Source organism: Pseudomonas sp. MPB26, from assembly GCF_046605355.1.
Lineage (GTDB): Bacteria > Pseudomonadota > Gammaproteobacteria > Pseudomonadales > Pseudomonadaceae > Aquipseudomonas > Aquipseudomonas cedrina.
Map to the genome: position 1 here is coordinate 4834244 of NZ_CP176793.1, position 18630 is coordinate 4852873.

Genomic DNA, 18630 nt, shown 5'->3' on the forward strand with positions numbered 1-18630 from the left:
ATGCGCCTGCGCGGGTGGTGGATCTGCTGTGTGCCGATGCTGGCCTGGGGCGCGCCCGTCGACCCGGTGCCCTCGGTGATGTGGGCCTACTATCACCAGCGTTTTCTCGCCAATGCACCGTTCGTGTTCGACGAGCGGGTCAAGCTCCTGGCGCCGCCGTTCGCCGAAGATGCGCGCCAGGTACCGTTGGAGATCGATGCCCGCGCATTCAAGGGTGACGTGGTCAAGATCCTCGCCTGGGCCGAACTCAACCCGCTGCCGCAGATTGTCGACTTCCAGCCCATGGAGCGCGTGCTGCCATGGCTGTCGATCCGCGTGCGTATCGAACAGGCCACGCCGTTGCGCGCGGCGGTGTTGACCCGGGATGGGTTGTGGCACGTCGGCTCGGCCCTGATTGATGCCGCCGGCGGCGGCTGCACGGCGCCCAGCGTGGTGCGCACGCAACCGGGTTGGCAAGACCACCTGGGCGAAGTGCTCGGCGGCCGTTACCCGCGCGCAACGTTCAGCCGGGTAAAGCTGCACATTGCCCACCCGATGGATAACGGCATGGTCAGCGGCATTCCCGAATTTTTCATCAACCATGCCGAACTGCTCAGTGACGACAACCGGCTGCTGGCACGCCTGGAACTGTTCCCCGCCGTCAGCGAAAACCCCAGCCTGGCCTTTGACATCGAGGGGTCCGGGCCCACACGCCTGACCTTGCGCGACACCAGCGGCAGCCAATTCGAGGCGGCCATCCCATGAACCCGCGCTGGATAATGCTCTGGCTGATCCTGTTCAGCCTGCCGGTGCTGGCCGAGCTGGATTACGGCCTCAAGCCCCGCTTGATCGCCGACGACACCTGGCTGCTGGAAGGCAGCACGGCCAACTTCACCAAGGACAACGGCGGCAACATCGTCAACGTCGGGTTCATCGTCACCGAAGCCGGCGTGGTGGTGATCGACACCGGGCCGTCCAGGCGCTATGGCGAAGCACTGCGCCAGGCCATCGCACGGGTCACCGATAAACCGGTGATCCAAGTGTTGCTGACTCACCACCATCCCGACCATGCGCTGGGCAACCAAGCGTTCAAGGATGTGCCGATCGGCGCCCTGGCCGGCACCGCCGAGTTGCTGCATGCGCAGGGCGACAGCATGGCCGAGAACCTGTACCGCCTGGTCGGCGACTGGATGCGCGGCACCGAAGTGGTCCTGCCCGGCGAAGTGCTGCAGGCGGGCGTGAAAACCTTCGGCAGCCACGACCTGCAACTGCTGCACCTGCGCGGCCACACGGGCGCTGACCTGGCGATCCTCGACCGCAAGACCGGCGTGCTGTTCGCCGGTGACCTGGTGTTCTACCAGCGCGCACTCACCACCCCCCATACACCGGGCCTTGCGCAGTGGCAGGCGGACATCGCCACCCTGCAAGGCTTGCCCTGGACGTTGGTGGTGCCTGGACACGGCCCCATCGCGACCGACGCGAAACCCTTCGAACAGATGCGCGACTACCTCACCTGGCTCGACCAGTTGCTGCGCGACGGTGCGGCCCAAGGCCGCGACATGTCCGAGCTGATCCGCAGCCCGATTCCCGAACGTTTCGCGACCATTAACCTGGCGCGCTACGAACTGACCCGCAGCGTCACTCATTTGTACCCGCAGTACGAACGCACCCAGATGCAGCCCATCAATACCCAACAATAAATAGAGGCCTCACCATGATCTACGCACAACCTGGCACCCCCGGCGCCATCGTCAGCTTCAAGCCGCGTTACGGCAATTACATCGGCGGTGAGTTCGTCGCACCGATCAATGGCGAATACTTCACCAATACCTCGCCGGTCACTGGCGAAGTCATCGCCCAATTCCCGCGCTCCAGCGCCGCCGATATCGACAAGGCCCTCGACGCTGCCCATGCCGCCGCCGACGCCTGGGGCAAGACCTCGGCCCAGGACCGCTCCCTGGTACTGCTGAAAATCGCCGACCGTATCGAGCAGAACCTCGAAGTGCTGGCCGTGGCCGAAACCTGGGACAACGGCAAGGCCGTGCGTGAAACCCTCAACGCCGACGTGCCGCTGGCCGCTGACCATTTCCGCTACTTCGCCGGCTGCATCCGCGCCCAGGAAGGCGGCGCCGCCGAGATCAACGAGCTGACGGCCGCTTACCATTTCCATGAACCGCTGGGTGTGGTCGGGCAGATCATCCCGTGGAACTTCCCGCTGTTGATGGCCGCGTGGAAACTGGCGCCTGCGTTGGCCGCCGGTAACTGCATCGTGCTCAAGCCGGCCGAGCAGACGCCGCTGTCGATCATGGTGTTTGCCGAGCTGATCAATGACCTGTTGCCACCGGGCGTGCTCAATATCGTCCAGGGCTTCGGCCGCGAAGCGGGGGAGGCGCTGGCCACCAGCAAGCGCATCGCCAAGATCGCCTTTACCGGCTCGACCCCCATCGGCGCGCACATCATGCATGCGGCCGCCGAGAACCTCATTCCTTCTACGGTGGAACTGGGCGGCAAGTCGCCGAACATCTTCTTTGAAGACATCATGCAGGCCGAGCCGCAATTCATCGAAAAAGCCGCCGAAGGCTTGGTGCTGGCGTTCTTCAACCAGGGCGAAGTGTGCACCTGCCCGTCGCGGGCGCTGGTGCAGGAGTCGATTTACGACGACTTCATGAAAGTGGTGATGCAAAAGATCGTCAAGATCAAGCGCGGCAACCCGTTGGACACCGAGACCATGGTCGGCGCCCAGGCGTCCGAACAGCAATACGACAAAATCCTCTCCTACCTGAAGATCGCCCAGGAAGAGGGCGCCGAGCTGCTCACCGGCGGCGCGGCCGAGCGCCTGGAGGGCGACCTGTCCAGCGGTTACTACATCCAGCCGACCCTGCTCAAGGGCCACAACAAGATGCGCGTATTCCAGGAAGAAATCTTCGGGCCGGTGGTGGGCATTACCACCTTCAAGGACGAGGCCGAAGCGCTGGCGATCGCCAACGACAGCGAGTTCGGCCTGGGGGCCGGCCTGTGGACCCGCGACATCAACCGCGCGTACCGCATGGGCCGGGCGATCAAGGCCGGGCGGGTGTGGACCAACTGTTATCACCTGTACCCGGCGCATGCGGCGTTTGGTGGGTATAAAAAATCCGGTGTCGGCCGTGAAAACCACAAAATGATGCTCGACCATTACCAGCAGACCAAAAACCTGCTGGTGAGCTACGACATCAACCCGCTGGGGTTCTTTTGATCCTGACTTGAAACCGATCGTTCCCACGCTCTGCGTGGGAATGCCGCCACGGACGCTCCGCGTCCCTATCACAACACAGGTACAAAACTGGCGCGATGGTGACGCAGAGCGTCACAGGATGCATTCCCACGCAGAGCGTGGGAACGATCAATGTGCATCCGAGACCAATGCATGGCGCCAACTCCTTCGAAAGTAGCATTCGCCTCGCACACGCCCCATGCATTAATGACCCGACCGGAACTCTCCGGCACAACAAGAGGACTGCCCCCATGTGGACCAAACCGACCTACACCGACCTGCGCATCGGCTTTGAAGTCACGATGTACTTCGCCAGCCGCTGACCGCGGGTACTACCAGGAGGATGCCTCTTTGGTCTGATTGCATTCGCAGCCGGATCGGTTAGTGTGGAGCGCATCTTCCAGAATAATAAAAACAGGCTTTCCAATGAGCCCAAACCTGAGCCTCCTGCGTAAATTCGTCTCGCCTGAAATCATCTTTGGTGCCGGCTGCCGACACAACGTCGGCAATTGCGCCAAGACCTTTGGCGCGCGCAAAGTGCTGGTGGTCAGCGACCCAGGCGTGATCGCCGCCGGTTGGGTCGCCGATGTGGAAGCCAGCCTGAAAGCCATCGGTATCGACTATTGCCTGTACAGCGCCGTCTCGCCCAACCCGCGTGTCGAAGAAGTGATGACCGGCGCCGAGGTGTACCGCGAAAACCACTGCGACGTGATCGTCGCCATCGGCGGCGGCAGCCCGATGGACTGCGGCAAGGCCATCGGTATCGTGGTGGCCCATGGGCGCAGCATCCTGGAGTTCGAAGGCGTCGACACCATCCGCGTGCCCAGCCCGCCGCTGATCCTGATCCCCACCACCGCCGGCACCTCGGCGGATGTCTCGCAGTTCGTGATCATTTCCAACCAGCAGGAACGCATGAAATTCTCCATCGTCAGCAAGGCGGTGGTGCCGGATGTGTCGCTGATCGACCCGGAAACCACCGCCAGCATGGACCCGTTCCTGTCCGCCTGCACCGGCATCGACGCGTTGGTGCATGCCATCGAAGCGTTCGTTTCCACCGGCCATGGTCCGCTGACCGACTCCCATGCGCTGGAAGCGATGCGCCTGATCAACGGCAACCTGGTGCAGATGATCGCCAACCCCGGCGACATCGCCCTGCGCGAAAAAATCATGCTCGGCAGCATGCAGGCCGGGCTGGCGTTTTCCAATGCGATCCTGGGTGCGGTGCACGCGATGTCCCACAGCCTCGGCGGCTTTCTCGATTTGCCTCACGGGCTGTGCAACGCGGTATTGGTGGAGCATGTGGTGGCCTTCAATTACAACTCGGCGCCGGAACGCTTCAAAGTGATCGCCGAGACGTTTGGCATCGACTGCCGGGGCCTCAATCATCGGCAGATCTGCGGGCGCCTGGTGGAGCATCTGATTGCGCTCAAGCATGCGATTGGCTTCCACGAAACCCTCGGCCTGCATGGAGTGCGCGTGGCCGATATTCCGTTCCTGTCCCAGCATGCGATGCACGACCCGTGCATCCTCACCAACCCGAGGGAATCGAGCCAGCGTGACGTCGAGGTCGTCTATGGCGAAGCTCTCTGACGACCAGCAACGCGCGCTCGCGGGCTTGCTCGGGCTGGGCAACCAGTCGGCGCGCAAGAGCCACTATCCCGAGCTGACGGCACGCCTGGATGAACTGGAGGCCGAGCGCAACCGCTATATCCGCCTCAACGATGAGCTCGAACAGCGTGTCGCCGCGCGCACCGACGAACTGCTGGAGGCCAACCATAACCTGCAGCAGCAGATCGCCCAGCGCGAACAGGTCGAGCAGGACTTGCGCGACGCCCGCGACGCCGCCCAGGCCGCCAACCGCAGCAAGGACAAATATCTGGCCGCGGCCAGCCATGACCTGCTGCAGCCTTTGAATGCGGCGCGGTTGTTGATCGCCACCCTGCGCGAGCGGCAGCTGCCCAGCGTCGAGCAGGTGCTGGTGGAGCGCACGCACCAGGCGCTGGAGGGGGCCGAGGACCTGCTCACCGACTTGCTGGATATTTCGCGGCTGGATCAGGCGGCGGTCAAGCCGGACGTGGCGCTGTATCGCCTCGACGAGCTGTTCGCGCCGCTGGTGTCGGAGTTTCAATCGGTGGCCGAGGCGGCCGGGTTGAACCTGCGGGTGCATACCGGCTGCTATGCGATCAACACCGACCTGCGCCTGCTGACACGGATCCTGCGTAATTTCCTGAGCAATGCCTGCCGTTATACCGACGAGGGTTGCATCCTGCTCGGCGCGCGCAAGCGCGGTAATAGTTTGCGCCTGGAGGTATGGGACACCGGGCGCGGCATTGCGGCGGACCGGTTGGAGGCGATCTTCCTCGAGTTCAACCAGCTCGACGTCGGCCGAGCGGCGGACCGCAAGGGCGTGGGGCTGGGTTTGGCGATTGTCGAGCGTATCGCCGATATTCTCGGGTACCCGATTGCGGTGCGTTCGTGGCCGGGGCGTGGCTCGATGTTCAGCATCGAAGTGCCCCTGAGTGATGAAATGCCCTTGCCGATCAGCCAACTGCCGGTGCAACCGACCACGGGCAACCCGCTGCCGGGGCGGCGGTTGCTGGTGATCGATAACGAGGTGAGCATCCTCGAAAGCATGCGCGCGTTGCTCGGGCAGTGGGGCTGCGAAGTGGTCACCGCCACCGACCAGGCCGGTGCGTTGCTGGCGCTGAAGGGCAGGGCGCCGGAGTTGATCCTGGCCGATTATCACCTGGACCATGGGGTGGTGGGGTGCCAGGTGGTGCGCCATTTACGCGTGCATTTCGAGCAGAAGATTCCTGCGGTGGTCATCACTGCCGACCGCACCGACCAGTGCCGCCGCGCGTTGCGGCGGCTCGACGCACCGCTGTTGAACAAGCCGGTCAAGCCCGGCAAATTGCGCGCGGTCCTCAGCCAGATGCTCGGCTGAATCCACAGCAAACCCAACCCCATGTGGGAGTGGACCTCTGTGGGAGCTGGCTTTACATATTTTGTAGTGAGCGGGCTTGCCCCGCGCTGGGTGGCGAAGCGGCCCCAAACCAGGCGAATGGGGTTTGTCTGAAACTGCGCGGCGTCTTTATTGGATTGGGGCGGCTTCGCCACCCAGCGCGGGACAAGCCCGCTCACTACAAGGAGATTTCTCAGCCTTTGAAGGTTGTGTAGATACCTATGGCTATCAGCTCCCACATCGGAACCGGTTGACACCCGTCAACACCGCACCCAGCAGTTTGCGCCATGCTCCGCGCCTGATTTAACGGCCGACGGAGCACCCCATGAACGCCCCCGCAACAACCGCTGCATCGTTCAAGTTGCCCCTGGGCCTGGTGTTCGCCGTGCTGGTGATGGTCGGCGTGCTGCTATTGCCGCTGCCCGCCGACTTGCCCGTGGCCGGGCACCGCATGTTGGCGATCCTCGCGTTTGCCGTGGTGGTGTGGATCACTGAAGCGGTGTCCTATGAAGCCAGCGCGATCATGATCACTTCGCTCATGGCGTTTTTGCTTGGCACCGCGCCGTCGGTCCAAGACCCCGCGCACCTGATCGGCAGCAGCCCGGCGATCAGCATGGCGCTCACTGGCTTCTCCAACCCGGCCCTGGCGCTGGTGGCGGGCGCGCTGTTCATCGCCGCCGCCATGACCCACACCGGCCTGGACCGGCGTATCGCGCTGGTCACGCTCAGCCGAGTGGGCACCAGCACCCGGCGCATCCTGCTGGGGGCGATTGCGGTGACCATCCTGCTCAGCCTGGTAGTGCCCAGCGCCACCGCGCGCAGTGCCTGTGTGGTGCCGATCATGATGGGCGTGATCGCCGCGTTCGGCGTCGACAAACGCTCGAATATCGCTGCCGGCATCATGATCGTGGTGGCCCAGGGCACCAGCATCTGGAACGTCGGCATCCAGACCGCCGCTGCGCAGAACCTGCTGACGGTCGGCTTCATGGACAAGATGCTCGGCCAGCGCGTGTCGTGGATCGACTGGCTGATCGCCGGTGCGCCGTGGGCGTTGATCATGTCGGCGGTGCTACTGTTCCTGGTGCTCAAACTGTTGCCGCCGGAAACCGACAGCATCCCTGGGGGTAAAGAGGCGGTGGCGCAGTCGCTGGCAGAGATAGGACCGATGACCGGGCCGCAAAAGCGTCTGTTGAGCGTATCGGTCCTGCTGCTGCTGGCCTGGGCGACAGAAGGTCGCCTGCACAGTTTCGACACCACCTCCACGACCTACGCCGGGTTGGTATTCCTGCTGCTGCCGGGTATTGGCGTGATGAGCTGGAAGGATGTGCAGTCGCGGATCCCGTGGGGCACGGTCATCGTGTTCGGCGTGGGCATCAGCCTGGGCACGGCGCTGCTGACGACCCAGGCCGGGCAGTGGCTGGGTTCTACCGTTGTGGCCCACACGGGGCTGGATCAGGTGGGGCCGTTGGGCGTGTTTGCGATCCTTGGCGCGTTCCTGATTCTGATTCACTTGGGGTTCGCCAGCGCCACCGCGCTGACCTCGGCGTTGCTGCCGATCCTGATTGCAGTGCTGCAGACCTTGCCGGGGGATTTCAGCCGGTTGGGCATGACCCTGCTGCTGGGGTTTGTGATGAGCTACGGGTTTATCCTGCCGATCAATGCGCCGCAGAATATGGTGTGCCTGGGGACGGGGACATTCACGGCGCGGCAGTTTGCCAAGGTGGGAGTGCTAGTGACTTTGATTGGCTATCTACTGATGCTGGTGTTTGCGGCTACGTACTGGAGTTGGCTGGGTTGGGTTTGACTGTGCATTCCATGTGGGAGCTGGCTTGCCTGCGATGGCCATAGCTACAAAATTTTAAAGGCTGAGAAATCTCCCTGTAGTGAGCGGGCTTGTCCCGCGCTGGGCTGCGAAGCGGCCCCAAACCAGCCTCTACGGAGTGTCTGACACACCACATCCTGCCTTGATCGTTCCCACGCTCCGCTTGGTAATGCATTCCGTGACGCTCTGCGTCACCTGTAGCATAGAGTTGTCGGCGGGACGCGGAGCGTCCCAGGCGGCATTCCCACGCGGGGCGTGGGAACGATCAATGAACACGTCCAATGTGGGAGCGTGTCTACATTAAGACTCAATTTTGCGCCCCAAGATGGCAAGATGAACTCTGCCCAGGTTTTCCACTCCCTGAGTAAAGGTTCCACCGACTTCCCCCGTCGGTTCATCAAGGCCACTGAATGAACAAATACACCCCCCGCACCTGGGAGCCGCATGAGCGGCCCAGCCTGCCCGGTTCGCCGTCGACGCCGCTGCACCCGACGCACAAGCGTTGGCTGTTCGCGATGGTCGGCGTGCTGGTGGCAATTACCGGTGGGCTGGGGAACGCGCTGGTGATCGCCAACCTGCAATACCTGCAAGGCGCGCTTGGCGCGACCACCGCCGAAATGGCCTGGCTGCCCGCCGCGTACGTGATGACCAATGTGTGCATGAACCTGCTGCTGGTCAAATTTCGCCAGCAGTTCGGCCTGCGCGCGTTTACCGAGGTGTTCCTGGTGCTCTATGCGCTGGTGACCTTCGGGCATTTGTTCGTCAATGACCTCAACTCGGCCATCGCCGTGCGGGCGGCACACGGGATGGTGGGTGCGGCGCTGAGTTCGTTGGGCTTGTACTACATGATCCAGGCCTTCCCGGCCAAGTGGCGCTTGAAGGCGCTGGTGCTGGGCCTGGGCACGGCGCAGTTGGCGTTGCCGCTGGCGCGGTTGTTCTCTGAAGATTTGCTGCAAATCGCCGAATGGCGTGGGCTGTACCTGTTCGAGCTGGGTTTGGCGCTGATCTGCCTGGGGTGCGTGTTCCTGCTCAAGTTGCCCCCGGGCGATCGGTTCAAGACATTTGAAAAACTCGACTTCCTGACCTTCGCCATCCTCGCCACCGGTGTCGCCTTGCTCTGCGCGGTGCTGTCGCTGGGGCGCATCGACTGGTGGCTGGAAGCACCGTGGATCGGTGTGGCTTCGGCCTGTTCGCTGGTGCTGATCATGGCCGGCCTGGCCATCGAGCATAACCGCGCCAACCCGCTGCTGATGACCCGCTGGCTGGGCAGCGGCACCATGATTCGCCTGGCGCTGGCGGTGATCCTGATTCGCATGGTGTTGTCCGAACAGTCCACCGGCGCCGTGGGGTTCATGCAGATGTTGAACATGAGCTACCAGCAGATGCACACGCTATACGTGGTGATGCTGGCCGGGGCGATTGCCGGGTTGGCGGTGAGCGCGCTGACGATCAACCCGGCGCACTTGCTGATGCCCCTGGTGATCTCCCTGGCGCTGATGGCCACCGGCTCGGTGATGGACAGTTTTTCCAGCAACCTGACCCGGCCGCAGAACCTGTACATCAGCCAGTTCCTGCTAGGCTTCGGCGGTACGTTCTTTTTGGGGCCGACCATGGTGCTGGGCACCAAGAATGTATTGGCCAACCCGCGCAACCTGGTGAGCTTTTCGGTGATGTTCGGTATCTGCCAGAACCTGGGCGGCCTGATCGGCGCGGCGTTGCTGGGAACCTTTCAGGTCGTGCGCGAGAAGTATCACTCCAGCATGATCGTCGAACACCTGACCCTGCTCGACCCGCGCGTGGCCGAGCGGGTGCAGAGCGGCGGCTCTGCCTATGGGGGAATTGCCGCCGACCCCGAGCTGCGCAACCTGATGGGCATTCGCAGCCTGGCCACGGCGGCCACCCGTGAGGCGAACGTGATGGCCTACAACGATGTCTTCATGTTGATCGCGATCATCGCGATCCTGACCATGATCTGGATCTTTATCCGCAGTCTGTGGCTGATGAGCACCACCAAGACAGCCACTCCCGTTCAACCCAGCGGCGCACCGTCATGACCGAACCCACCACCACAACCACCAACGCAATCGCCTCCACCCCGGAGGGCACTACGCCGCCGGGCGCAACGGTGACTGAACCGCGTTCCTTGCGGGTGCGCATCCTCTCGTCGCTGGGCTTTGCCGCGATTGCGATTATCGGTGTGCTGATCGTGCTGTACGCCTGGCAATTGCCGCCGTTCAGCAGTGCGGTGGAGACCACCGAGAATGCCCTGGTCCGTGGGCAGGTCACGATTATCGGCCCGCAGCTCAGCGGTTATGTATTTGAAGTGCCGGTGCAGGATTTCCAGTACGTGAAGGCCGGCGATCTGCTGGTGCGTCTTGATGACCGCATCTACAAGCAGCGCCTCGATCAGGCGCTGGCGCAATTGGCGGTGCAGCAGGCATCGTTGGCGAATGTGGTGCAGCAGCGCAACAGCGCCGAAGCCACGATCAAGCTGCGCCAGGCGGCCTTGGTGGACAGCCAGGCGCAGGCGCGCAAGAGCACCGCCGACTTGCGCCGCAACGAAGCGTTGATCAGCGACGGCTCAGTGTCCAAGCGTGAGCTGGACGTAACCCGCGCCGCCCATGCGCAGACCCTCGCCGCTGTCGCGCAAGCCCAGGCCAGCCTGGAAATCGCCCGGCAGGATTTGCAGACGGTGATCGTCAATCGGGGTTCGCTGGAAGCGGCGGTGGCGAGTGCCGATGCGGCGGTGGAGCTGGCACGTATCGACCTGTCCAACACACGCATCACCGCGCCGCGTGACGGCCAGCTGGGGCAGATCGGCGTGCGCCTGGGGGCCTACGTCAATTCCGGCGCGCAATTGATGGCGCTGGTGCCACCGCAGCTATGGGTGATCGCCAACCTGAAAGAAACCCAGATGGACAACGTGCAGGTCGGCCAGCCGGTGACCTTCACCGTCGATGCCCTCAACCACCGCACATTCCACGGCACGGTGCAGCATATTTCGCCGGCTACGGGTTCGGAGTTCAGCCTGTTGCAAGCGGATAACGCCACCGGCAACTTTGTGAAGATTGCGCAGCGGGTGCCGGTGAGAATCACGGTGGATCCGGGTCAGGCCGAGAGCGAGCGGTTGCGGCCGGGGCTTTCGGTGGTGGTCAGTATCGACACCGCCGGGCGCTTGAAAAATGCCCCACCTTGAGGACTGCCTTTATCCTTGTAGGAGCGAGCTTGCTCGCGAAGGTCGTCAACGATAACGCGGGGAATCTGATTCACCCGGGTGTTCTCTGGTTTTTCGCGAGCAAGCTCGCTCCTACAGTGGGCGGTATTTCAGGGTGAAATCGAGGTGGGTTGACTGGCCTTGTTCCAACAGTTTGAGGCCTGGGCGGCCCGGCAGGTGATGGGCATTCACTGGATGGCTCACCGGTTCGACGCAAAAGAACCCCAACCCCGGCGGGCAGTACAGCAGGAAGTAATCGGCGCCGCTGGCCTGGCAGTCCAGCGCATAACCCAGCTCCGGTTGTTCGATGCGGCAATGCCCGTCCCACTGGCAAAAGCCATTGTCCACCAGGCCTTGGGGTAGAGCTTTTAATGCTTGGAAGTCCCACGCATCCGGCACGTTTGCCAGCCCGGTCGGCAACTTGGACGCATCACTCATCCACACCTGCGAAGCCTTGGCCTGCAGTCGCGTATCCGCCCGGCGCGGGAAGTAGGGGTGTAACCCCAGGCCATGCCATGCGGCGTGTTCCGCCAGATGGGTCACGCGCAACGCGATGCTCAGTTCACCATTATTCAACCGAAACCGTTGCTCGGCGCGATAGGCGAACGGCGTGTCGCACTCAACGGCCAACACCACCTCATGCGCCGACTGGCTCACGACCTGCCACGCCTGTTGCCAGGCCGAGCCATGGATCGGCAGCGGGTCGGTGAGGCTGTTGGGCGCCAGCGCCAGCCAGCTGTGGGGGTTGGCGAAGCCGCCTTCGCCGATCCGGTTGGACCAGGGGACCAAGGGATAGCAGCCGAGCTTGCCCGGCAAACCTGTGTTGATTGCCTGTTCATCGCTGCGGCGTAGCAGCGGCTGGCCGGTGGCGCGTACCGTCCAGTTGACGATGCTGCCACCTACAGAGGGCGCCAGGGTGAGGTGGGTGAGTTGATCGCGCAGTTCGATGAAGGGTGAAGACATGGTTTCCCGCCGTATGAAGTAGGACCTGCAACAAGGTTCCATGTGGGAGCTGGCTTGCCTGCGATAGCGGTCTATCAGTCACGAATGTTTCAACTGATAAACCGCTATCGCAGCGGTGCGGCGATCCGACAAGCCAGCTCCCACAGTTGATCTACATTGGGCTGGAGAATGGGTTTACAACACCACGCTCGGCAGCCACAGCGACAGTGCGGGAATGTAGGTCACCGCAATCAACACCATGAACAACACCGCATAAAACGGCAGCAGCGCCTTCACGGTCTTCTCGATACTGACCTTGCCCACCGCTGCGCCCACGAACAGCACCGCGCCCACCGGCGGGGTAATCAGGCCGATGCCCAGGTTCACCAGCATGATCATGCCGAAGTGCACCGGGTCCACACCAATGCCCAGCACCACCGGCAGCAAAATCGGCGTGAGGATCAGGATCAGCGGCGCCATGTCCATCACCGTGCCGAGCAACAGCAGCATGGCGTTGATGCACATCAGGATCACGTAGCGGTTGTCCGACAGGGTCAGGAACATCGTGGTGATCTTCGCCGGAATCTGCATCAGCGTCATGATGTAGCCGAAGCTGGCGGCGAAGGCGATAAGGATCATCACGATGGAAATGGTGCGCACCGTGCGGTGCATCAGCTTGGGCAGCTCGCTCCATTTGTAGTCGCGGTAGATGAACATGGTCACGAAGAACGCCCACAGCACGGCAATGGCGGCGGACTCGGTGGCGGTGAAAATACCCGAGAGGATGCCGCCGAGGATGATCACCATGGCCATCAGGCCCCAGAGCGCGTCGGCGGCGATTTTCAGCGCCTGCTTCAGCGGAATCACTTCACCTTTGGGGTAGTCGCGCTTCTTCGCGAAGATCAGGCACAACACCATCAGGCACGCGCTCATCAGCAGGCCCGGCACCACGCCGGCCATGAACAGCGAGGCGATCGAGACCGTGCCGCCGGCCGCCAGGGAGTAGAGCACCGAGTTGTGGCTGGGCGGCGTCAGCAGCGCTTGCACCGAGCCGCTGACGGTCACCGCCGTGGCGAATTCACGCGGGTAGCCACGGCGTTCCATTTCCGGGATCAGCACCGAACCGACCGAGGCGGTATCGGCCACCGACGAGCCTGAAATCGCCCCAAAAAAAGTCGAGGCCATGATGTTCACCAGCGACAGGCCGCCGCGCACGAAGCCCACCAGCACCCCGGCAAAGGCCACCAGCCGCCGCGACATGCCGCCCTCGGCCATGATCGCCCCGGCCAGCACGAAGAATGGAATCGCCATCAGCGAAAACTTGTTCACCCCGCCGGCGACCTGAATCATCAGGGCCTGGAACGGGATGTCGATCCACCACGCGCCGATCAGCGCCGACAACCCCAGGGCATAGGCCACCGGCATGCCGATCAGGATCAAGGCGATAAAGCTGCCCAACAGAATCAACGCGTCCATATCAGGCGGCCCCTTCGCTTTCTTCTACCAGGTCAAAACGTACGACCCGACGGTTGCTCTGGTCACCGAGCAGGAGTTTTTCCACCACAAAGATCAGGGTCAGAAGCCCACCGATCGGGATCGGCATGTAGGTTATGCCCACGCGCAGGGTGGGAATGGCGCTCATGAATTGGTTCCAGGTGGACAGGCACAGCTTGGTGCCCCAGAGGGTCATGAACAGGCAAATGGTGCCCATCAGCAGTTGCGAGACGATTCCGACGATTCGCCGCTGTTCGGCCGGCAGGCGATCAGTGACCATGGCTACCGACATGTGTGCGCCGGCGCGGTAGCTGGCGGCTGCACCGATGAAGGTAAATACCAGCATCAAGAGGATGGCGGTGGGCTCGGGCCAACTGGAACCGGTACCGAGGACATAGCGGGCGAAAATGCCCCAGGGAATGATCAGTGCCACCCCCAATACCGAGAGGCCGGCGACCCAGATGCAGGTCATGTAGATGCGGTCGTTGATACGCAGCAGTAAATTCTTCATGGCGTTCACCGTAACCGGGCGCGTCGGTACCGACCGCGCCAGGCCTAGCTAGAGGGGAGGGTGCTTACTGGACCGCGTCGATCCGCTTGACGATGTCAGCGTAAGGCGCGCCGTACTTGGCGCGAACCGCAGCGGTGGCGTCATAGAAGGGCTTTTTGTCGACGGTGATGAATTCGACACCGGCGGCCTTGAGCTTGGCCTCACTGCTGGCGGACTTGGCATCCCACAACACGCGCTCATCAGCCTGGGCGGCCTTGGCGGCTTTTTTCACCATGTCCTGCTGGGCGGGGGTGAGTTTGTTCCAGGTGATTTTCGACATCACGATGGGTTCGGGCAGGATCAGGTGCTCGGTGAGGGTGTAGTACTTGGCGTTCTGGAAGTGGTTGTGCTCAAGCATCGTCGGCGGGTTGTTTTCCGCGCCGTCGATCACGCCGGTCTGCAAGGCACTGAAGATTTCGCCGGTGTCCATGGCGATGCCGTTGGCGCCCATGGCGTTGAAGGCTTCGATGAACAACGGGTTGCCTTGTACGCGAATCTTCATGCCCTTGAGGTCTTCGATCTTGCGCACCGGTTTCTTGGTGTAGAGGTTGCGCGTGCCTCCGTCCATCCAGGCCAGGGCGACCAGGCCAAATTCGGAGTCGGTGATCTTGGCGAGGATTTCATCGCCGATCTCGCCGTCGATGACCTTGCGCATATGCGCCTGGTCACGGAACACGAAGGGCAGGTTGAACACGTTAACGTCCGGCACCACCGGGCCAACGATGCCGAGGCTGACGCGGGTCATCTGTACCGCGCCGACCTGGGCCTGTTCGACGACTTCCTTCTCGGAACCCAGGACACCGCCGGGGAAGTACTTGAAGGTCAGTTCGCCGTTGCTTTCCTTGGTCAGGGCCTTGCCCATGTTTTCTTCGGCCACGACGGTCGGGTAGCCGGCGGGGTGGATGTCGGCGAATTTGATTTCCAGCGCGTGGGCGGCGCTGCAGAGGGTCAAGCATGCAGCGGCGAGCAAGGTGCGTTTGAAGTCCATGGGGTTTCATTCCTGTCTTGTTATTGTTGTGTTCAAGGCACAGCGATGCAGCTAAAGGGTGAACGTGGGCTCCGGTAAACCGGTGACGCCGGGGTTGAGGGCAAACACGCCGCCGGACAGCGACTGCTCACTCTGGTCATCACGGATCGAGGTGACGAACAGGGTGTCCAGGCGACTACCGCCAAAGGCGCACATGGTGGGTTTTTTCACCGGGACGGTGAGGGAACGGTCGAGGCGACCCTCGGGGGTGAAACGGTGGACCAGCCCGGCGTCGTTGGCGCAGATCCAGTAGCAGCCCTCGGCGTCCACGGCGGCGCCGTCGGGGCGGCCGAGGTGCTGGTGCATGTCCACGAACACGCGGCGATTGGACGGCGTGCCGGTGTCGATGTCGTAGTCGAACGCCCAGACCTGCTGCACCAGCGGGTGCGAATCCGAGGCGTACATCGTGCGGCCATCGGGGCTGAAGGCCAGGCCGTTCAGGGTGATGAAGCCGTCCAGTTGGGCGTGGGGCGCCGAGCCGGCTGCGTAGCGATACAAGATGCCCTCGGCTGCGTTCAGGCCCATGTTCAGCACCATGCTGCCGGCCCAGAAACGGCCCTGGCGGTCGCAACGGCCGTCGTTCAGGCGCATGTCCGGGCGTGGGTGCGTGATGCTCGCCAGGGACGTGGTGTCGAGGCTGCCGTCGTTGTGCGCGGTGAGCTGGAAGAAGCCGGTTTCCATCCCGGCGACCCAGTTGCCGGCATCGGTGCGGGCAATACAGGCGAGCATTTGCGGCGCTTTCCACGCAGCGATGTGGCCAGTGGCTGCGCTCCAGCGTTGCAGGCCGCCGTTGGGGATGTCCACCCAATACAGCGCGTTTTCCTCGGGCACCCACACCGGGCATTCGCCCACGGCATTGCGGGCGTCGACGATCAGTTCAGCAGTCATGGCCGGTCATTCCCTTGGTTGGTGTGAACTCAGTCACCGAACGGTCCGGCTGCGCAGAACGCACCGCCCTGATAGACCTTGGCCGGGTCATTGTCGGCCACCGGTGGCTGGCTTTCGACCTGGGCGCGGAACACTTCGGAGCTGTCCTTGGGCGCGAAGCCCAGGTGTGCGGCGTAGCGGTTGTCCCACCAGGTGTCGAGGTTATCCGACATGCCATAGACCACGGTGTGGCCGACGTTTGGCGTGTACAGCGCACGCTCGAGCAGCTGGGTCAGGTCATCGAAGCTCAGCCAGGTGTGCATCATCCGGCGGTTCTGCGGTTCCGGGAACGAGGAGCCGATGCGGATGCTGACGGTCTCGATGCCGTAGCGGTCGAAGTAGAAACTGGCCATGTCTTCGCCGTAGGACTTGGACAAGCCGTAGTAGCTGTCCGGACGGCGCGGGGAGTGGGCGTCGAGTTTTTCGCCCTGTTTGTAAAAGCCGATTACGTGGTTGGAACTGGCAAAGATCACGCGCTTCACACCGTGACGCCGCGCGGCTTCGTAGATGTGGAAAACGCCGCTGATGTTGGCGCCGAGCACTTCTTCGAAGGGGCGCTCCACCGAGACGCCACCGAAGTGCAGGATCGCGTCGACGCCTTCTACCAGGTGGTGCACGGCTTGTTTGTCGGAGAGGTCGCAGGGCTGCACTTCTTCAGACGGGTCGGCGGCCGGGGCCATGTCGGCGATGTCCGACAGGCGCAGTACCTTGGCATAAGGACGCAGGCGTTCGCGCAGGACTTTGCCGAGGCCGCCGGCGGCACCGGTGAGCAGCAGGCGGTTGAACGGAGCTTGGATGGTGGTGGTCATGGGGATTCCAATTTTTTGTTGTAGGTTGTCGTATGACTATGTCGAAGTATTGTTAGGCGGCCCCAGGTTGTCAACGTTCTTACAGACGAATGAGACTCCAAAATGTGGGAGCGGCGGTGCGACGACTCGACTTGCTCGCGAAGGCGGTGTGTCAGTGACGCGGACTTCGACTGACACACCGCCTTCGCGAGCAAGCCCGCTCCCACAGGGGATTTGTGTCGGCAACCAATCCCCCGTTTGACGCAGTCCTTACAACAACGAGATCGGATAGCTGACGAAAATCCGGTTCTCATCGAACTCGTTATTGCTGAAGTCTCGACGCATGGTTGAGTTGCGCCATTTCACGTTGAGGTTCTTCAGCGCACCGCTCTGCACTGTGTAGGCCAGTTCCGATTCACGCCCCCATTCCTTGCCATCGGTGATCGCCCCGGTGTGCACGTTGCTGCCGCTGATATAGCGGTTCATCAGGGTCAGCCCCGGCACGCCGAGCACCACGAAGTTGAAGTCATGGCGCACCTGCCAGGATTTTTCCTTGGCGTTATCGTAGCTGGCGTTGTAGCTGTCGTTGGCCAGGGTGCCGCCGCTGGTGCCGTTGATGCGCATCCAGGCGCTGTCGCCGGTGAGTTTCTGCAGGCCGACGTAGAAAGTGTTGCCGTTGTATTTGGCCGAGAGCAGGGCGAATGCGGTCTTGTTGTCGAGGTCGCCGGCCAGGGCGCTGCCGTCTTCCTTGCCGTTGAAGAAGCCGAGGTTGGCGCCCAGGGTCCAGTCGCCCACGGGTTGGCTGTGGGTCAAGTTGAAATACTGTTGCTGGTAGATATCGGTGAGTTCGGCGTACCACACGCCGACCTGGGTGCGTTTGTCGTTGAAGGTGTATTCGCCACCGCCGAAGTTGAAACGGTCCGAGGTGAACGCCGCTCGGCCGTTCATGAACATATCTTCCATGCTCGCGTCGTTGCGCGGGCTGTTACCACGAAATTGACCGCCGTAGAGGGTCAGCCCGGCGATTTCGTTGGAGGTGACCTGGCCGCCACGAAAGGTCTGGGGCAGCGAACGGCCATCGTCGGAGCGCAGGATCGGCAGCACCGGCATCCATTCGCCGACCTTCAGTTCGGTCTTCGACAGTCTGGTTTTCAGTGCAACGCCCAGACGCCCGAAGTTATCGGCGGGGCGGCCATCGTCGTGAATCGGCAGCAACTGCGTACCGCCGGTACCTTTGCCGCCATCGAGCTTTTGCGAGTACAGGCCCAGCACATCAATCCCGAAACCCACGGTGCCCTGGGTAAAGCCGGATTTGGCATCCAGGATGAAACTCTGGGTCCATTCTTCGGCTTTGCCCTGGGGGTTGGTCGGGTTGGTGAAGTTGCGATTGAAGTAGGCGTTACGCAAGTTGAGCGTGGCCTTGGCGTCGTCGACGAAACCTTCGGCATGGACGCCGAGGGGGAGGCTGAAGGCCAGGCTGCCGAGACTGATAAGACCGAGACACGAGGAGGAATTGCGGACGGATTGACGCACAGTGATGCTCCCTTTCTTTTGTTGTTTTTATTATTTGTTATACGTTGTCGTACAACATTGAGCGGGATATTTGCGGGGTTTTGCAGGCGTGTCAAGGGGAAGTTATACGACCACATCCTCCTTGGATTAATAGTGGCGC

The 18630-nt window shown here is 62.4% G+C and carries 16 protein-coding genes; 9 read left to right on the forward strand and 7 right to left on the reverse strand.

Annotated elements, in window-relative coordinates:
• The 9 genes from ACLH0H_RS22445 to ACLH0H_RS22485 all read left to right on the forward strand — a co-directional run bounded on the left by ACLH0H_RS22445 (position 1) and on the right by ACLH0H_RS22485 (position 11212).
• Positions 1–744, forward strand: coding sequence for a quinoprotein dehydrogenase-associated SoxYZ-like carrier (locus tag ACLH0H_RS22445; protein ID WP_411379670.1), 744 nt, complete (start codon positions 1–3; stop codon positions 742–744).
• Positions 741–1679 carry a quinoprotein relay system zinc metallohydrolase 1 gene (locus tag ACLH0H_RS22450; RefSeq protein WP_411379671.1) on the forward strand — a complete coding sequence of 313 codons (939 nt, stop codon included), beginning with the start codon at positions 741–743 and terminating at the stop codon, positions 1677–1679. Before ACLH0H_RS22445 ends, ACLH0H_RS22450 begins: the two co-directional genes overlap by 4 nt.
• Before the next feature lie 14 nt (positions 1680–1693).
• The gene (locus ACLH0H_RS22455; RefSeq protein WP_411379672.1) at positions 1694–3214 is read left to right on the forward strand and encodes an aldehyde dehydrogenase family protein; all 1521 of its coding nucleotides are present in this window, start codon (positions 1694–1696) and stop codon (positions 3212–3214) included.
• A gap of 269 nt (positions 3215–3483) precedes the next feature.
• Positions 3484–3555 carry a pyrroloquinoline quinone precursor peptide PqqA gene (pqqA, locus tag ACLH0H_RS22460; protein ID WP_074750225.1) on the forward strand — a complete coding sequence of 24 codons (72 nt, stop codon included), beginning with the start codon at positions 3484–3486 and terminating at the stop codon, positions 3553–3555.
• A 103-nt stretch (positions 3556–3658) separates the two neighbouring features.
• Positions 3659–4822 carry an alcohol dehydrogenase-like regulatory protein ErcA gene (ercA, locus tag ACLH0H_RS22465; RefSeq protein WP_411379673.1) on the forward strand — a complete coding sequence of 388 codons (1164 nt, stop codon included), beginning with the start codon at positions 3659–3661 and terminating at the stop codon, positions 4820–4822.
• Positions 4806–6176 carry a hybrid sensor histidine kinase/response regulator gene (locus ACLH0H_RS22470; RefSeq protein ID WP_411379674.1) on the forward strand — a complete coding sequence of 457 codons (1371 nt, stop codon included), beginning with the start codon at positions 4806–4808 and terminating at the stop codon, positions 6174–6176. The genes ercA and ACLH0H_RS22470 overlap by 17 nt, the downstream gene beginning before the upstream one ends.
• Before the next feature lie 343 nt (positions 6177–6519).
• Positions 6520–7998, forward strand: a complete 1479-nt coding sequence (locus tag ACLH0H_RS22475; RefSeq protein WP_411379675.1) for a DASS family sodium-coupled anion symporter — start codon at positions 6520–6522, stop codon at positions 7996–7998.
• A gap of 428 nt (positions 7999–8426) precedes the next feature.
• The gene (locus ACLH0H_RS22480; protein WP_411379676.1) at positions 8427–10070 is read left to right on the forward strand and encodes an MFS transporter; all 1644 of its coding nucleotides are present in this window, start codon (positions 8427–8429) and stop codon (positions 10068–10070) included.
• Positions 10067–11212, forward strand: coding sequence for an HlyD family secretion protein (locus ACLH0H_RS22485; RefSeq protein WP_411379677.1), 1146 nt, complete (start codon positions 10067–10069; stop codon positions 11210–11212). The genes ACLH0H_RS22480 and ACLH0H_RS22485 overlap by 4 nt, the downstream gene beginning before the upstream one ends.
• A 111-nt stretch (positions 11213–11323) precedes the next feature.
• On the opposite strand, the gene ACLH0H_RS22490 is transcribed toward ACLH0H_RS22485, so the two are convergent.
• The 7 genes from ACLH0H_RS22490 to ACLH0H_RS22520 all read right to left on the reverse strand — a co-directional run bounded on the left by ACLH0H_RS22490 (position 11324) and on the right by ACLH0H_RS22520 (position 18491).
• Positions 11324–12193: an aldose 1-epimerase gene (locus ACLH0H_RS22490; protein WP_411379678.1), complete on the reverse strand. Its 870-nt coding sequence runs from the start codon at positions 12191–12193 to the stop codon at positions 11324–11326.
• Positions 12194–12367: 174 nt separating this feature from the next.
• Entirely contained in the window at positions 12368–13648 is a 1281-nt protein-coding gene (locus ACLH0H_RS22495) for a TRAP transporter large permease (RefSeq protein WP_411379679.1), read from the reverse strand.
• 1 nt (position 13649) lies between these two features.
• Complete coding sequence (locus ACLH0H_RS22500) at positions 13650–14177, reverse strand: TRAP transporter small permease (protein ID WP_411379680.1); 528 nt, start codon at positions 14175–14177, stop codon at positions 13650–13652.
• 64 nt (positions 14178–14241) lie between these two features.
• On the reverse strand, positions 14242–15204 hold the full coding sequence (locus ACLH0H_RS22505) for a TRAP transporter substrate-binding protein (protein WP_411379681.1): 963 nt from the start codon (positions 15202–15204) through the stop codon (positions 14242–14244).
• Between the two features lie 51 nt (positions 15205–15255).
• Positions 15256–16131: an SMP-30/gluconolactonase/LRE family protein gene (locus ACLH0H_RS22510; protein ID WP_411379682.1), complete on the reverse strand. Its 876-nt coding sequence runs from the start codon at positions 16129–16131 to the stop codon at positions 15256–15258.
• A 29-nt stretch (positions 16132–16160) separates the two neighbouring features.
• Positions 16161–16979, reverse strand: coding sequence for an NAD-dependent epimerase/dehydratase family protein (locus tag ACLH0H_RS22515; RefSeq protein ID WP_411379683.1), 819 nt, complete (start codon positions 16977–16979; stop codon positions 16161–16163).
• 249 nt (positions 16980–17228) lie between these two features.
• Positions 17229–18491 (reverse strand): OprD family porin, encoded by a 1263-nt coding sequence (locus ACLH0H_RS22520; RefSeq protein ID WP_411379684.1) that lies wholly within the window; start codon positions 18489–18491, stop codon positions 17229–17231.
• Between the last annotated feature and the right edge of the window lie 139 nt (positions 18492–18630).

Coding starts and splice junctions, on each gene's coding strand:
- ACLH0H_RS22445 (WP_411379670.1), top strand. CDS start 1: ATGCGCCTGCGCGGGTGGTGGATCTGCTGTGTGCCGATGCTGGCCTGG.
- ACLH0H_RS22450 (WP_411379671.1), top strand. CDS start 741: ATGAACCCGCGCTGGATAATGCTCTGGCTGATCCTGTTCAGCCTGCCG.
- ACLH0H_RS22455 (WP_411379672.1), top strand. CDS start 1,694: ATGATCTACGCACAACCTGGCACCCCCGGCGCCATCGTCAGCTTCAAG.
- ercA (WP_411379673.1), top strand. CDS start 3,659: ATGAGCCCAAACCTGAGCCTCCTGCGTAAATTCGTCTCGCCTGAAATC.
- ACLH0H_RS22470 (WP_411379674.1), top strand. CDS start 4,806: ATGGCGAAGCTCTCTGACGACCAGCAACGCGCGCTCGCGGGCTTGCTC.
- ACLH0H_RS22475 (WP_411379675.1), top strand. CDS start 6,520: ATGAACGCCCCCGCAACAACCGCTGCATCGTTCAAGTTGCCCCTGGGC.
- ACLH0H_RS22480 (WP_411379676.1), top strand. CDS start 8,427: ATGAACAAATACACCCCCCGCACCTGGGAGCCGCATGAGCGGCCCAGC.
- ACLH0H_RS22485 (WP_411379677.1), top strand. CDS start 10,067: ATGACCGAACCCACCACCACAACCACCAACGCAATCGCCTCCACCCCG.
- ACLH0H_RS22490 (WP_411379678.1), bottom strand. CDS start 12,193: ATGTCTTCACCCTTCATCGAACTGCGCGATCAACTCACCCACCTCACC.
- ACLH0H_RS22495 (WP_411379679.1), bottom strand. CDS start 13,648: ATGGACGCGTTGATTCTGTTGGGCAGCTTTATCGCCTTGATCCTGATC.
- ACLH0H_RS22500 (WP_411379680.1), bottom strand. CDS start 14,177: ATGAAGAATTTACTGCTGCGTATCAACGACCGCATCTACATGACCTGC.
- ACLH0H_RS22505 (WP_411379681.1), bottom strand. CDS start 15,204: ATGGACTTCAAACGCACCTTGCTCGCCGCTGCATGCTTGACCCTCTGC.
- ACLH0H_RS22510 (WP_411379682.1), bottom strand. CDS start 16,131: ATGACTGCTGAACTGATCGTCGACGCCCGCAATGCCGTGGGCGAATGC.
- ACLH0H_RS22515 (WP_411379683.1), bottom strand. CDS start 16,979: ATGACCACCACCATCCAAGCTCCGTTCAACCGCCTGCTGCTCACCGGT.